Genomic DNA, 13,136 nt, shown 5'->3' with positions numbered 1-13,136 from the left:
CGATCGAAATCGGAAGGGGGCCCGGCTTTTCAGGTGGACTAATTCAGCGTAACCGGCAGCCTGGCATGCCCATTGGAGATGAAGCTGACCACCGTCCCCAACTCGGACCGCTCCGCCGCCAGCCGCATATTCGGAAATCGCGCGAAGATCGCCGGCAACGACACCAGTGCCTCGAGCCGAGCCAACGGCGCACCCAAGCAATGGTGCACGCCGTACCCGAAAGCCAAGTGGTCCTTACTGTCTCGCGACACATCGAATTGATCGGCGGTGTCACCGTGCAGTTTCGGATCACGGTTGGCCGCCGCGTAGGAGGCGAGAATCGGCTCACCCTTGGCGATATGCACCCCATCGATCTCGATATCGTCGACCGCGAACCGCAGCGGTAGATGTGCGACCGGTGCCTCCAACCGCAGCGCCTCCTCGACCAGATCGACCCAGGTCGCCCGTTCCTCGACCAGCGCCGCGCGCTGCTCCGGATTGGTCAGCAGCGCGAAGATCGCCTGGTCGAGCAGGTTGACCGTGGTCTCGTGCCCGGCACTGATGACCAGCAGCAGCGTATCGATCAGCTCCTGCTCGGTGAGCTGGGATCCGTCGTCCTCGTCGCGGTGCGAGATCAGCAGACTGGTCATATCGTCGCCGGGATGGTCGCGCCGAAACGCCACCAATTCACCGAGGATCCGATACATCTCCATATAGTTCGCCTGCGACTCCTCCGGCCCCAGCGAGGTGTCGAAAATGCCGTCGACGCATATGCGCAAGCCCGGGTTGAGTTTCTCGGGCACACCCATCAATTCGGAAATGACCTGGATCGGCAGCGGATACGCGAAACCCTCACGCAGATCGACCGATTCGCCCACAGGCGTCTTCGCCAGTTCGACGAGCAGTTCCTCGGTGATCCGCTCGATCTGCCCGCGCATCGCCTCGGTGCGCCGATGGGTGAATGCGGGCGCGACCAACTTGCGCAGTCGTTTGTGGTCCGCACCGTAGGCGGTGAACATATTGTTCACCGCGACCCACAGGAAAAGCGGCCAGTCCTGCGGAATCTCGCCATTGATGAAGGCGGGCCAGTGCTGGCTCGCATCCTTGGACACCCGCGCGTCGATAAGCAGCTTCTTGAGCAACCCGGCATCGGTCACCGACCAGGCCCGCACACCGCCGGGCAATTCCACCAGCGCCACCGGCCCACGCTCACGCAGGCGTGCGGATTCGCCCTGGATATCGGTTCCCGTCGGATCCAGGGTTATAGGTTGTTGCGCCACAGATCTCCTTAAAGCATGGTTAGCGGAGGGGATTGGGGAAAGGTGACGGGCAGGGATACCAGGGCCCGATGGAATGGCCCCGGGCGCCAGCTGAGTTGTTCGGGCTCTGTCGCCAAACGCATTTCGGGGAGCGCATCGAGCAATTGGTCGATGGCGTCCTGGACGATGAGATAGGCGACCGAGCGCGCCGGGCAGGAATGCGGACCCACACTCCACGCCAGATGCGAACGGTTGGGTCCGAATTCGCTCACCCCGATGGCGGGATCGTTATTGCACCCGGCCATGCTGATCACCACTGGCTGATGCGCGGGCAGCCAGACGCCGTCGATCAGGATCGGCTGTCTCGGATAGGAGACACAGTAGTTCGCCATCGGCGGGTCGGTGAACAGCACTTCGTCGAGTGCGTCACGGGTGGAAAGACTTCCACCGTGCACGCTGCCAGCGAACCGGTCGTCGGTCATCATCAGCAGCAGAGTGTTGGTGATCAGATTCTGCTGCGGTTCGATGCCCGCGCCATAGATGGTGACGAGTTGGTGGATCATCTCCTCATCCGAGAGCACGGCCGAATGCGCGATCAGCCGCGAGGTGATGTCGTCGCCGGGCACGCTGCGCTTCTGCGTGACGAGTTCGAACAGCGCGTCGGTGAGCATCGCATTGCCCTTATCGGCATTGACACCCTCGAAGATCGCCGCCATCCCGGTGGCGACCTGCTGGCCGATCTCCGCCGGGCAGCCGAGCATCACATTCAGCACCTGGAAGCTGAGCGGAAATGCGTACTGGCTGATCAGATCGGCCGCGCCGTCACCGCAGAAGGCATTGATCAGCGGGACTGCGACCTCCTCGACGATGGCATGCAATGCGTGCAGATCGACTTCGCCGAGGCTGGCCGCATTCGCCTGCCGATAGCGCAAATGCTCGTTTCCCGCGCTACGCAAGGCATTCGGCCGCCATTCCAGCATCGGTAGCACCGGACATTCGCCGGGAATATTTTGCTGCCAAGTGCGTGGATCTGCCGGAAAGTGGGCGGGATCGTTCAGGATTCGGATCGCGGTGTGATAGCCGATCACCAAAGTGGCGGGTACACCGGGTGATAGCTCGATCGGCACCAGAGATCCGTACTGGCTGCGCATTTCCCGGTATGCGCGGTGCGGATCTGCGGCGTACTCCTCTGAGTAGAGCGGTACGCGCGGGCCGTCGGTATCGATCGGCGACCCGAACGCGGGGCCGGACTGGTTTGTAGCTTTGTGCAATGCGTCGCTTACTTCCGGGACTCCTGGCGATGGAAAAGGAACTCGACGAGCGTGATCAGCGACCGCAGACAGGTGCTGCGCTGGCGCGCGTCGAGCGAGGTCAGCGGAGTATCCGGCGCGAGATCCAGTGCGTCCCGGATCTCTTCGAGCGGATAGCGCTTGGCTCCTTCGAACTGGTTGACCGCGACCGAATACTGCACCCCGCGCTCCTCTAGCACGGACAGCACCTCGTCGGCCTTCTCGATGCGCCGGGTGTCCACCAGGACCAGGGCGCCGAGCGCGCCGCGCGCCAGTTCCTCCCACAGTGGGACGAAACGCCGCTGCCCCGGCGTCCCGAAAAGGTAGAGCGCGAGTGTGGGATTCAGCGTGATGCGACCGAAATCCATCGCCACGGTCGTCTGCGATTTGCCGGGTAATCCGGCCATATCGTCGACGCCGACACTGGCCTCGGTGATCGTCTCCTCCGTGCGCAGGGGCCGGATCTCCGAAACGCTGTTCACGAATGTCGTTTTGCCGACGCCGAAATTGCCTGCCACCAAGAGCTTTACCGACCGGGTCACGGTCTCCGGCACATAGTCGACAGTGCGCTCAGGCCGGGAGAGCGCGGAGCCCATTGAGTACCTCCTCGAGCAGGGTGATCTCCGGCATGACTTCGGCCGGGGTCGGAGTGGCCAGGTGGTCGCTGTCCAGCAGATCGGCGACGACGATCTTCACCACGGATGGTGGCAGGTCGAGATAGGCGGCGATCTCGGCGATGGACAGCGCACTGCGACGGCTGCACAGGTTCAGCACCTGGCGCGCATCGGGTGTCGCGCCAGGTGCCGGATCTTTGGCGGCGACGACCAGCGTGACCAGGTCCAACTCACGACTGGGACGGATTCGCCCCCCGGTGCGCACATAGGCCCGGACCAAGTCGGGGTCTCGCCGGGACCTCGTCATGACGTCAAGCCGCCCTCAACCCTTCCGCGCGGCTGGGCGCCTAACTCGTGCCCGACCCGCCCCGCGAGTTCATTCATGCGGTGCGCGACCAGCCCGATATCGGTCTCGGCCGTCGTCGAAACACCGAGCAGCGCACCTTCACCCGCCGCGGTGATGAGGATCATGCCCTGGTCGTATTCGGTCATATTCTGACGCACACCATTGTCTAGACCACCACAGAATTCGCCGAGCGCTTTACCTAGGGAGCGCAGACCCGAGGCCGCCGCGGCGAAACGCTCGGCATCATCCTTATTGACACCGTCGGAGTGCGCGATCCGCAGTCCGTCGTCGGACAGCAGCACCGCGAACCGGACGCCGGGAACATTGCTGAGATCCTCGAGTAGCCAACCCAGCCTATTGCTGCTGTCGGTCACCGGTGTGCTCATCAGGATGACATCCCTTCGCTGTTATCGGATGCAGCAGCCTCACGGCCGCTCTTGGAGCCCATCTGCCAGGCGGAGGCTATTTCGGGACGAGCCTGTCCCGCTTCGGATTCGGTGCCGGTCTGCGCGGGCACCGAAGACACCGCCCGACGACGTCGCTTCGGTAGGCCGCCACTGGTGATCTCGTGCACAGCGAACTCCTCGTTCTCGGCGGGTTGTTCGCCCACCCCGGCCAAGACCGGAACCGGGGATAACTCGAAGGGCTTATCCTCGGCTGCAGCCGTCGGCACGGGTGCCGGGGCCGGGGTGACGGCGGGAACGGCCGGTTCGGCGTTCGTCACCGCGGTGACGAGCAGCGCCTCGGGGATGTAGACCATCGCCCGCATACCGCCGTAGACGTTCGGGCCATCGATGTAGACAGTGAAGCCGTAGCGCCGGGCCAGGGCCGCGATGCCAGGGAAACCGACGCGCGGGGACGGGCCGAGCTGGTGGATGTCGATCGGGCGCTCATTGGCGAGCACCTGCCTGGCCTCCTCCATCTGCTCCGCGTTCATCCGCACACCGGCATCGTCGATGATGACGGTGACGCCGTGGTGGCCCTCCTGGAAGGTCACATCCACATAAGACGTCGGCGGGGAGTAGCGCAGCGCATTGTCGAGCAGCGTGGCCAGGGTGTGCACGAGCGGTTCCACCGCACGACTGATGACGATGCGGTCGAGCTGGTTGGCCCGCACCCGCAGGTAGTCACGCACACGCCCGATCGCGCCGCCGACCACATCGGTGAGCGACTGCGCGGGCCAGCGCCGACCCGGCAGACCACCACAGACGATCACATACGACTGCGCCTGCCGCAGCATCTGCTGCACGGTGTGGTCGATGCGAGTCAGGGTGGCGTAGACCTCGTCGTCGCGGTGCTCGCGCAGCGCGGCGCTCACCACCTGACTGACATCCGCGCCGAGGCTGACCACGGAGGTGCCGAAGGAGCGCACCGCCGCACTGGTCGCGGCCCGGGAGGCGGATTCGATCTCGGCGCGAGTGTTCTCCTCGGTGGCCGTGATCGCCTGCTGCGCCTTTTCCTCGGCTTCGCGCGCGGCCTGCTCGTGCGCCTCCGACTGCACCAGGCGCAGGTCATCGGCGTACCGCTCGGAAATCCATTGCAGGCACTGGACGAACCGGGAATTCTCCTGACCCGTCGGCACCTCGATGGCCGAAACCGGTGCCTCGAAACGGCGCACCGACTCGGTCATCGCCGGCAGTGTCTGGCCGGCAAAGTGCTCGAGGGTTTCCTCCTGCGCCCGATTAGCTCTATTGAGGGCGTCGGCGCGGATCTTCTGTTGTTTCGCGTATTGCGCTACATACAACGCCGCCGCCACGGCAATAATGAGAGCGGGGGCGAGGATCCATGAAAGCACCACGGCGATATCTTGATTCATCAGCTCTCTCGTCGTTGCGACAGCCGGAGTCACTGCGCGTTGTCTCGCCTTCCTCGCGACGCCGACCAGGATCAACATTCGTCGAATGCGGCCACATCGACACCGGCACCAACCCCAGAGTGCCCGCACGGCAAGCGATTCGAAGATCACCGACCGCCCGGATCGAGCCGAATAGTAGCTCGGCACCCGACGACCCGCCCACAGTAGCAGCATCGCGGAGAAGTCTCTCTCGATCCGAGGACCACATTCTGATTCCTCGAACCGCCGGTGCCCCCATCGCATTTCGGGTACTGCCCGATCGGTATGACCGAATGCCATAAATAGCGAACCGCGGGTACCGGATACTATGCGCGAATGGCAAAGCTGAAGGTGTCCGTCGACGTGCCGATTCCCCCGCAGGAGGCCTGGTCACATACCTCCGATCTAGCCGAACTCGACAAATGGCTCCTCATGCACGAAGCATGGCGCAGCGAGGTGCCCGCCGAACTGACCGTCGGTACCCAATTGGTCGGCGTCGCATCGGTCAAGGGACTGCGTAACCGGGTCACCTGGACGGTCAAGGCCGCTGAACCGCCGCGCCGGCTCGCATTGAGCGGCGCGGGCAAGGGCGGTACCAAATTCAAGCTCGAACTGCTGGTCGCCGCGAAAGACGCGGGCTCGGAGGTCACCGTCGATATCGATCTGGGCGGCGCACCGCTGTTCGGTCCGATCGGTTCCGGGGTGGCGCGGGCGTTGAAGGGCGATATCGAGCGCTCGTTGGAGCGTTTCGTCGCGCTCTACAGCTGAGGGAGTTCGACGTGCCGCATACCGAGGCCGCGGACGGTGCCCGGATCGCCTATCAGACCGGTGGTGCCGGCCCGCCGCTGCTGCTGCTCACCGGGCAGGCCAATAACCACCATTGGTGGGATGGCGTTCGCGCCGACTTCGAGACGGCTTACCGCACCGTCTCACTGGACTATCGCGGGACCGGTGACAGCGATAAGCCGGATATCCCGTACAGCACCCTCGGATTCGCCGAGGACGCGATCGCGGTGCTCGACGAACTCGGCATCGAGCAGGCCGCGGTGTACGGCACGTCCATGGGTGGTCGGGTCGCGCAGTGGCTGGCCACCCGGTTCCCCGATCGCGTGCATACGCTGGTGCTCGGCTGCACCTCACCGGGTGGTCGCCACGCTGTCGAGCGGGGCGCCGAGGTGCGCAGGTCACTGGCCCAGCCCGATCCGGCGGCGGCGCGGCAGGCGCTGTTGGAACTGATGTACACCCGCGAGTTTCTGGCGAGCTCCGCGGGCCCGTTCAACACGCTCGGCGATGCGAGCATGCCCGCCTACGCGAAGCGCAGACATCTCTACGCGAGTAATAGACACGACGCATGGGATGTGCTCGCCGATATCACGGTTCCGACGCTGATCGTGCACGGGAGCGAGGACCTGTTCAATCCAGCGGCAAACGCACCGTTACTCGCAGAACGGATTCCGGGTGCGCGGCTGAGGTGGATCCCCGGGGCTCGGCACGCCTACTTCGACGAATTCCGAAGCATCGCAAGCCCACTCGTCCTGGAATTCCTGGACGCGAACCGTCCGCAGGTCCGAGTTCGCCTGGCGCACAGGCGAACTCGGACCTGCGGCTAATGCACCAGCGCGGGTGCGTCCGCGACTTCGGGCAGCTGCGGCTTGGTCCGCGGCAGGAATGCCGCAGGCACCAAGGTCAGCACCATGAGCACCACCGCCACGATGTAGGTGTGGCTGAATGCCGTCGCGGCCTGGCTCAATCCGGTCTCGACCGCACCGGGCGGCAACTTCGCCGCGATCGAGGGGTCATAGTTCGACGCGATCGCGGGCTTGGCGAACGGATGCTGGTTCAGCAGGCTGCTGAGCACCACCGACATCGTCGCGGTGCCGATGGACCCGGCGGACTGGTTGATAATGTTCATCAGCGTCGTACCGCGCGCGACCTGCTGGTGAGTCAGCGTCTGGATCGCCGCCGTCATGGTCGGCATCATGGTGCAGCCCATGCCGAGGCCCATCACGAACAGTGCGCCCAACATGAACGGATACGACGTATCCGACTTCAGCTGCACGAAGAACACCGTGCCGAGTGAGATCAGCGAGATACCGGTCATCACGATCTTGCCCGGTCCGATCTTGTCGACGAGTCGGCCCGCGATCGGCATCGTCAACATCGCGCCGAGGCCCTGCGGGACCATCAGCAAACCGGCCGCCATGGCGGTTTCGCCGCGCACCTGCTGCAAATAGGTCGGCAGCAGCAAGCCCGCGCCGAAGAAGGCGGTCGCGAACAGCACCATGGTCAGCACCGCGAAGGTCAGCGACCGGTTGCGGAACAGATGCAGATCGATCAGCGGATGTTCGGTGCGCAGCGCGTGCAGGACGAACAGCACGATGAGCACCAGACCGATGGCTGCCGGTATGAGCACCTTGGCCGCGATGACCGTGCCCTCACCCGGAATCGAGGAGACGCCGAACAGGAACAGCGCAAGACCCGGCGATGCCAGCAGCATGCCGAGGAAGTCGAAGGATTCCGAGGGTTCCGGATTATCCGCGGGGAACACGATGAAGGCGAGGACAAGTGCGATGACACCGACCGGAACGTTGATCAGGAAGATCCACTTCCAGCCGTAGCTGTCGATCAACCAACCGCCCAGGATCGGACCGCAGATCGGGCCGAGCAGCATCGGCACCCCGAGCACCGCCATCACCCGCCCGACGCGTTGCGGACCGGCCGCGTGGGTCATGATCGTCATGCCGAGCGGCATCAGCATGCCGCCGCCGAGACCCTGAACAACGCGGAAGGCGATCAGCGTCTCCATACTCCAGGCCTGGCTGCACAGCACCGAGCCGAGCACGAACAGCGTCAGCGCGAGCATGTACAGCCGTTTGGTGCCGAACCGGTCCGCCGCCCAACCGGTTAGCGGGATGACACTGGCCAGCGCGAGGGTGTAGCCGGTCATCGACCAGGCCGCGATCGCGGTGGTGGTGTGGAACTCGTTCTGGAATTTGGGGATCGCGACGGTTACGACGGTGATGTCCAGGATCGACATGATCGCGCCGAGCACGACCACCCCTGCCACCTTGAAAACCGCGATGTCGAGCTTGTCGGTCGCGGGATCCGCTGGGACCGACGTGGTATCCGGAGGATGTGTCACCGCTTAAGCCTTGCACCTCAGCGACCAAATCACCAGCCTATTCTGCGACCTTCGCCACACCTTGGGTCTGCCATGATCTCGCGGGGTAGCGGAGCCGGATGATGGCCGACGTGACTTCGCAGATCTTCGATGCCGAATTCGCCGCGAATCCATGGCCCACGCTGCGGCGATTGCGTGCGGACGGTGGGGTGCACCGGGTACGGACACCCGACGGCCCGCCCGCCTGGCTGGTAACCCGGTTCGCCGATGTCCGGGCCGGACTGCTCGACAATCGGCTCTCCACCCAGCCGCGCTATGCCGGGGAGACGGACTACCGCGGGTTCGTGGTGCCCGCACCATTGGACCTCGGATTCCTGGAGAGCGAACCGGCCGACCATGCTCGGTTGCGGCGGGCGGTCACCGCCGAGTTGTCGCCGCGACGGCTCGCCGAATGGGCGCACACCGCGCCGGCATTGGTGTCGGCTTGTCTGGCGGAGGTGGAGACAGGCGTCACGATCGATCTCATCGATCGGTTCGCCGTTGGGCTGCCCGCGACCGTGCTCGGCGAGTTGCTCGGGTTGGCGGCACCGGAGCGCGAGGCGTTATTACGTTGGGCGCGTTCGACATTGCTGCCTAGCGCTACTCCCCCGCGGGCTCGTGACACGCTAACGATCATGCGCTCCATCGTCATCGCGACCATCGAGGGGGCGCGGGGCGACAATGTGCTCGGGCGGCTGGTGCGTTCGAGTACCGAGACCGGTTCGCCGAGTGCGCACGAGCTGGCCTCGATGATCTTCTATCTGCTGTTCGTCTGGTACGAAGTGCTCGTCGACCTGATCGCCGGATCCGCACTGGCGCTGCTCACTCACCCGGATCAACTCGCGGTGCTGCGCACCATGTCCGATACCCGACCGGCGGTGGACGAACTATTGCGCTACCTATCGCCGCAAGTGGTTTCCGGGCCGAGATTCGCCAGCACCGAACTCGATATCGCGGGGCGCACCATCTGTTCTGGTGACACGGTGCTGCTGTGCCTGGCGTCGGCAAACCGTGATCCGGACATGTTCGACAATCCGGACGATCTCGACCTCACACGCAGCAATAGTGCGCAGTTGGGACTTGGGCACGGCGGACATGCATGCCTCGGCACCGCGTTGGTTCGGACCATCTCCGGAGCCGTGCTGGATACGCTGTTACTGGACGGCCGGGCTCCGACGCTTGCGTGCGATCCGCAAGATATCCAGTGGCGCTCGGGTTTTCGGCACCGTGGGCCGCTCGTTTTGCCTGTCGTGTTGCCTCGATAGCTCGACCCGCGAGCAGCGCTTCTCAGTCGCCGGGATCCTCTGCGCGTATCTGCCCCATCCGCAACACGGTATTCGTCGCGGGGCCTCGACGACCTCGCCGTGAGCGCCCCGGCTGCCGCCGTCGAGACCGCCGAGGCGAGTGCTACCGACCTTCGGGTTTGCTACCGATCAGTCCTGCGGCCCCGGTGACTTCCAGGACGGATCCCGGCCGAACCACCCCGCGAGCCGATCGTAGGCGGGAGCGTCGGGCGGTACGGGCACCTCGAGGTCGAAAGCCTTGTCCGGTCCACGGAACTCCGGGCGCAGCAGCTTGTGCGACCAGGCAAGTCCGTACTCGGCGACTTCCTGGTCGAGGTCGATGGTCTGGTCGGTCGCGCGGGCGAGATCCCAGGCGTGCATGGCCAATTCGGTGATCTGCTGGTCGGCTCGGCTGCGCAGCGGCGCTTCGGCGCCGCCCGGCACCGGAACCGGGCGTTCCAGGTCCGCGTGATGCCAGACATCCAGGACGGGCGCGGCGGCCGCGCGGTACTCCGCCGCCCAATTCGCACTCAACTCGGCGGGCGGCGCCCCCCAATCGGCCATCTCGCCGCGCGCCGAAGCCAGGAAGTTCCGCAGGCTCTGCGCGATGACATGTCGCACGAGCGCCTGCACATCCCAGCCGACACAGGGTGTCGCCAGCGTCGCCTGCTCCGGCCGAATCGCCGCGATGACCGCACCCATCTGGGTCAATGCGCGGTCCAAGAGGTCCACGGTCGGGTCAACGGTATTCACGCCTGTCGATTCGGACGCGGACACATCGGTCGGACGGGTAATCGGGGGCTCCGATCGCCCTTCGACCAGCGACTACAACCCGAGCAACGCATCGATTACTGGCGACAGCACCGCATCGGGGCTCGCACAGGGGAATTGCGCCAGCAGCTTCCGCGCTTCGTCGCGGGACAGCCCACCATCGCTGGTGAGTACCTGCAGTGCGTGCGCTTCCGGTAGCGCCGCGAGCCACGCGATGGTGTTGCTTACCAAGGTCTCCGGATCGATCTCGCCGTGGACCCGCAACCGGGCCACGCCGCCGTCGGGGTACACATCGAGCCGGACATGGGTGACCGGTGCGCCGACTCCGATCCGGAAGAAGTGACGCGCATCCGGCTGTAGCCGCGTGCGTGGCAGCAATTCGGTCCATGTCGACGGATCATCCAGATTCGCACCGGAATCGGCATCCGTCCCGCGCAGCACCGCCCAACCCGGCGCATTGCCGACATAATTCGAGGTGTCGATCTCCACGCGCCGAATCGTCCCCCGCGCACCCAACCGCACTGTGACGTGATCATTGCCCGCATCGCGCCGACGCGCACCCTCCCAGCCCTCGTCCATCTGCCGCGAACGGCCGGGCAGCAGGATATTGGTCGGTGCGGAGAAGAACATATCGGAGCAGTCGACCACGTCACCGCCGTTTTCCAGGGCGGCAAGATCGACTGTGCCACTGAGGAAACGGGGATCGGGCAGCGGCGTTCCGTGGACACGGAAGCGGGCAACGCCGCCGTCCGGGTAGATCGAGAGCCGGATATGGGTGAAGCGGCGCTCGTCGGTGACCTCGAAGAAGTTGTCGGTATTGCCCGCGATATCCGACTTCGCGACCAATGTCACCCACTCCGCCTGCTGCAGTTCGGCCGGGGACGGCTGGCCCTCCACACTCGTCGCCTCGACCGAGGCGAAGGGCGGGAAATTGCCGATGAACCAGGAAGTGTCGATGACGACACCGTGCACCCGGCCCGGCACACCGAGCCGGACGACCGCGTAGTCATTGCCGGTCTCGCGCCGACGTCGCGTTTCCCAGCCGTCGTAGGTTTTGCCCTTGTGGCCGAAGTCCTCGGTGCTGAAAACCGCACGGCCGGGTCGGATCAGGTTCTCCCGCTCGGCGAACAACTCATCATTGGCGTAGACCACGCTGCCCGCGAGCGCGCGGGAGGCGAGATCAGGTAGTCGGGTGAAGGCGGGGGCGGATTGATCGGTCATACTTCTCCTCGGGCCAGGAGCCGCCCCTGCGGCTCGTCATCGATATCGATTCGGTTGCCGCGCAACCAGGTACCGCGGACCGCACCCGCGAGTGGGCGGGCCGCGTACGGTGTGACGGCGTTCTTGTGGTGCAGGCGATGCACATCGACGACGAAGGCGTCATCGGGTGCGAAGACACAGAAGTCCGCGTCGTAGCCGACCTCGATGGCGCCCTTGCGGTGCAGGCCCGCGTGTTCGGCGGGTGCTCGGCTCATCCATCGCGCGACATCGACCAGAGTGAATCCGCGCAGTCGCGCTTCGGTCCAGACGGCCGAAAGTCCGAGCTGCAGTGAGGAAATGCCGCCCCAAGCGCGGGCGAAGTCGCCGGTATCGAAGCATTTCAGGTCGGCGGTCGATGGTGAGTGGTCCGAGACCACCATATCGATGGCGCCATCGCGCAACCCTTCCCAGAGCAATTCGCGATTGCCGCTCTCGCGTATCGGTGGACAGCATTTGAATTGCGTCGCACCGTCCGGAATTTCCTCCGCGGCGAACGACAAGTAGTGCGGGCAGGTCTCGGCGGTTATCCGGACGCCGTCGCGGCGGGCCGAGGCGATCATCGGCAGCACATCCGAACTGGACACGTGCAGGATGTGCACGCGGCAACCGGTCCACCTGGCCAGTTCGATCACCTGTGCGACGGCCAAGTTCTCCGCACCGCGCGGGCGCGAACGCAGAAAGCCGGAGTACTTGTCCCCCCGTGGAATCGGTGCATGTTCGATGGCGTGCGCGTCCTCCGCGTGCACGATGAGCAGACCGTCGAACGAGCGGATCTCCCGCATCGCCAGTTCCAGCTGAGCAGCGTCCAGTGCCGGGAATTCGTCGACGCCGGAGTGCAGCAGAAAACATTTGAAGCCGAATACACCTGCGTCGTGCAGCTGCCGCAGATCCACCACATTTCCGGGGATCGCTCCGCCCCAGAAGCCGACATCGACGTGCACCCGATCCTGCGCGATTTTGCGTTTCACCTCGAGTGCGCCAAGATCGCAGGTCGGCGGAATGCTGTTGAGCGGCATATCGATAATGGTGGTGACACCACCTGCCGCGGCCGCCTTCGTCGCGCTCGGGAAACCCTCCCATTCGGTGCGGCCGGGATCGTTGACGTGCACGTGCGCATCCACGACACCCGGCAGCAACACTTCGTCGGCAGCCAGTTCGACCACCGTTTTCGCGGTCAAGGCAGAGTCCAGCGGCTCGATCGCCACGATCCGGCCGTCGCGCACACCGATCCAGCCGCCACTCTCCCCCGCCGTCCCGATCATCCGCTCCGCACGGATCACCAGGTCGAGGTGCGCGGGGACCGGTGAGATCGTCTGGATCTCAGAGTTCTTCCGCATCACA

General features: G+C 65.0%; 12 protein-coding genes and 1 pseudogene. 3 read left to right on the top strand and 10 right to left on the bottom strand.

Annotation, left to right across the window (positions count from 1 at the left end; genetic code table 11):
* Positions 1-38 precede the first annotated feature (38 nt).
* The 6 genes from ACQP2U_RS15230 to ACQP2U_RS15205 form a co-directional block, all read right to left on the bottom strand.
* Positions 39-1,259, bottom strand: coding sequence for a cytochrome P450 family protein (locus tag ACQP2U_RS15230; protein WP_433715249.1), 1,221 nt, complete (start codon positions 1,257-1,259; stop codon positions 39-41).
* 8 nt (positions 1,260-1,267) lie between these two features.
* On the bottom strand, positions 1,268-2,365 hold the full coding sequence (locus ACQP2U_RS15225) for a cytochrome P450 (RefSeq protein ID WP_433715248.1): 1,098 nt from the start codon (positions 2,363-2,365) through the stop codon (positions 1,268-1,270).
* Between the two features lie 152 nt (positions 2,366-2,517).
* A complete protein-coding gene (locus ACQP2U_RS15220; RefSeq protein ID WP_040689533.1) occupies positions 2,518-3,123 on the bottom strand; it encodes a GTP-binding protein in 606 nt (201 codons plus the stop codon).
* Positions 3,098-3,448 carry a DUF742 domain-containing protein gene (locus ACQP2U_RS15215; protein WP_364354738.1) on the bottom strand — a complete coding sequence of 117 codons (351 nt, stop codon included), beginning with the start codon at positions 3,446-3,448 and terminating at the stop codon, positions 3,098-3,100. The genes ACQP2U_RS15220 and ACQP2U_RS15215 overlap by 26 nt, the downstream gene beginning before the upstream one ends.
* Entirely contained in the window at positions 3,445-3,873 is a 429-nt protein-coding gene (locus ACQP2U_RS15210) for a roadblock/LC7 domain-containing protein (RefSeq protein ID WP_397034206.1), read from the bottom strand. The genes ACQP2U_RS15215 and ACQP2U_RS15210 overlap by 4 nt, the downstream gene beginning before the upstream one ends.
* On the bottom strand, positions 3,873-5,303 hold the full coding sequence (locus tag ACQP2U_RS15205; RefSeq protein WP_433715247.1) for an ATP-binding protein: 1,431 nt from the start codon (positions 5,301-5,303) through the stop codon (positions 3,873-3,875). Before ACQP2U_RS15205 ends, ACQP2U_RS15210 begins: the two co-directional genes overlap by 1 nt.
* Positions 5,304-5,657: 354 nt before the next feature.
* On the opposite strand from ACQP2U_RS15205, the gene ACQP2U_RS15200 reads away from it, so the two are divergent.
* Together ACQP2U_RS15200 and ACQP2U_RS15195 are read left to right on the top strand one after the other, a co-directional pair.
* The gene (locus tag ACQP2U_RS15200; protein ID WP_433715246.1) at positions 5,658-6,089 is read left to right on the top strand and encodes a type II toxin-antitoxin system Rv0910 family toxin; all 432 of its coding nucleotides are present in this window, start codon (positions 5,658-5,660) and stop codon (positions 6,087-6,089) included.
* Positions 6,090-6,100: 11 nt separating this feature from the next.
* Entirely contained in the window at positions 6,101-6,931 is an 831-nt protein-coding gene (locus tag ACQP2U_RS15195) for an alpha/beta fold hydrolase (RefSeq protein ID WP_433715245.1), read from the top strand.
* Here the strand turns inward: ACQP2U_RS15195 and ACQP2U_RS15190 are convergent.
* The gene (locus ACQP2U_RS15190) at positions 6,928-8,463 is read right to left on the bottom strand and encodes a DHA2 family efflux MFS transporter permease subunit (RefSeq protein ID WP_433715244.1); all 1,536 of its coding nucleotides are present in this window, start codon (positions 8,461-8,463) and stop codon (positions 6,928-6,930) included. The two genes, ACQP2U_RS15195 and ACQP2U_RS15190, sit on opposite strands and share 4 nt — an antisense overlap.
* 110 nt (positions 8,464-8,573) lie before the next feature.
* Between ACQP2U_RS15190 and ACQP2U_RS15185 the strand changes: the two genes are divergently transcribed.
* A complete protein-coding gene (locus tag ACQP2U_RS15185; RefSeq protein WP_433715243.1) occupies positions 8,574-9,746 on the top strand; it encodes a cytochrome P450 in 1,173 nt (390 codons plus the stop codon).
* A gap of 168 nt (positions 9,747-9,914) precedes the next feature.
* On the opposite strand, the gene ACQP2U_RS15180 is transcribed toward ACQP2U_RS15185, so the two are convergent.
* The 3 genes and pseudogenes from ACQP2U_RS15180 to allB form a co-directional block, all read right to left on the bottom strand.
* Positions 9,915-10,517 carry a TIGR03086 family metal-binding protein gene (locus ACQP2U_RS15180; protein ID WP_433715242.1) on the bottom strand — a complete coding sequence of 201 codons (603 nt, stop codon included), beginning with the start codon at positions 10,515-10,517 and terminating at the stop codon, positions 9,915-9,917.
* Between the two features lie 261 nt (positions 10,518-10,778).
* Positions 10,779-11,756: pseudogene (gene alc / locus ACQP2U_RS15175) on the bottom strand (allantoicase); the annotation flags it as partial.
* Positions 11,753-13,132, bottom strand: a complete 1,380-nt coding sequence (allB, locus tag ACQP2U_RS15170; protein WP_433715241.1) for an allantoinase AllB — start codon at positions 13,130-13,132, stop codon at positions 11,753-11,755. The gene allB and the pseudogene alc, both read right to left, overlap by 4 nt.
* Positions 13,133-13,136: the final 4 nt, after the last annotated feature.

It is taken from the genome of Nocardia sp. CA-084685, from assembly GCF_050955785.1.
GTDB lineage: Bacteria > Actinomycetota > Actinomycetes > Mycobacteriales > Mycobacteriaceae > Nocardia.
This window is presented reverse-complemented; position numbering and strand designations above follow the sequence as displayed.

What these genes read in the sequence shown, in the direction of transcription:
- ACQP2U_RS15220 (WP_040689533.1), bottom strand. Translation starts at nt 3,123, where the DNA reads ATGGGCTCCGCGCTCTCCCGGCCTGAGCGCACTGTCGACTATGTGCCG.
- ACQP2U_RS15215 (WP_364354738.1), bottom strand. Translation starts at nt 3,448, where the DNA reads ATGACGAGGTCCCGGCGAGACCCCGACTTGGTCCGGGCCTATGTGCGC.
- ACQP2U_RS15210 (WP_397034206.1), bottom strand. Translation starts at nt 3,873, where the DNA reads ATGAGCACACCGGTGACCGACAGCAGCAATAGGCTGGGTTGGCTACTC.
- ACQP2U_RS15205 (WP_433715247.1), bottom strand. Translation starts at nt 5,303, where the DNA reads ATGAATCAAGATATCGCCGTGGTGCTTTCATGGATCCTCGCCCCCGCT.
- ACQP2U_RS15200 (WP_433715246.1), top strand. Translation starts at nt 5,658, where the DNA reads ATGGCAAAGCTGAAGGTGTCCGTCGACGTGCCGATTCCCCCGCAGGAG.
- allB (WP_433715241.1), bottom strand. Translation starts at nt 13,132, where the DNA reads ATGCGGAAGAACTCTGAGATCCAGACGATCTCACCGGTCCCCGCGCAC.